This is a genomic window from Criibacterium bergeronii (genome assembly GCF_001693775.2).
Classification (GTDB): Bacteria; Bacillota; Clostridia; order Peptostreptococcales; family Filifactoraceae; genus Peptoanaerobacter; species Peptoanaerobacter bergeronii.
The window spans coordinates 1-1,029 of sequence record NZ_MBEW02000068.1; the positions used below are offsets into that span (position 1 = coordinate 1).

General features: G+C 35.1%; 1 protein-coding gene and 1 pseudogene. Both read right to left on the bottom strand.

Annotated features, from left to right (window positions below; translation table 11 throughout):
- Positions 1-115: 115 nt before the first annotated feature.
- Positions 116-601, bottom strand: a pseudogene (locus BBG48_RS10775) (PcfB family protein).
- Positions 598-1,029, bottom strand: a 432-nt coding sequence (locus tag BBG48_RS10780; protein ID WP_158527932.1) for an ATP-binding protein, incomplete at its 5' end; no start/stop codon positions are given. The pseudogene BBG48_RS10775 and the gene BBG48_RS10780, both read right to left, overlap by 4 nt.

The following is a 1,029-nucleotide window of genomic DNA, read 5'->3' on the forward strand; positions in this document are numbered from 1 at the left end:
TGAGAAAAGATATTGCCAACATAGAAAAATGCAAGATAGGGAATATTCTGCTTTAGAAACTTTGCCTTATCCTGCACCTTAAATAAGCCTTTGATGTCTTTTAGTATCTTATCTATCATAGGCTCTGCTCCTTTTGTTTATTCTTGACTTTATCTTTAGAAACAGTGTTCTTTGCCATCTCCTTGAACTTCTCAATATTCTTGTGAATGGACTCTTTCCTTTCCGTTTTCTTTTCTGATTCTGCAAGAGCTTATTTGAAGGCTTTATCCATTACTTTCATATCTTTTGCCTGAAAGAATACAGAGTATTTTCCGCTTTCTTTATCTTTCATCACAGAAAACTTTACCCCATACCGATTCAGTTCCTTTTTAAGTTCTTTAAGCTCTGCTTCTTCTACCGGAATTTCTTCAAGCTGTCCCTTTTTAACCATATCTTTGAGCTTCACTTCATTTCCTTTGCTACTAACGAGCTTTTCCAGTCCTCCGAGTTTCTCAGCCTCTTTCATCAGTTTCTTGAGTAAAGTCAAAAGAAGTTTTGCTGTTACTTTTCCGGCTTTCACTTCCATATTCAGCGTTTTTCTTGCAATTTCTTCATTGATCAAGTTCTCTCACCTCCAGTCAGTAATCTTTCTTTATTCCTCTTTAATTTTTCTTCCTGAATAACTTTTCTGTAATCTTCTCCAAGCACCATCACAGGAATACACATCTCAATAATTCTTGAGTAAATTCTTTGGTATTCCACACTCTCCGTACAGTTTTCAATTTGGCTGTATGAAAGATTTGTGGTAAAGATTGTTGGCTTATGCTTTAAGTACCTGTTATTCACAATGTTATATACCTGCTCTTTTGCATAGCTTGTATCTCTTTCAATTCCTAAATCATCTAATATGAGAACGGAAGTGTTTACAAGGGATTCGATATATGCGTTTTTATCAAGGTCAAATCCGCCTTTTTGCAGTTCATTGATTATCTGTGAAAAGTTTCTAATCTTAACGCTTATCTGATACTGTTCAATCAGTGCATTGGCAAT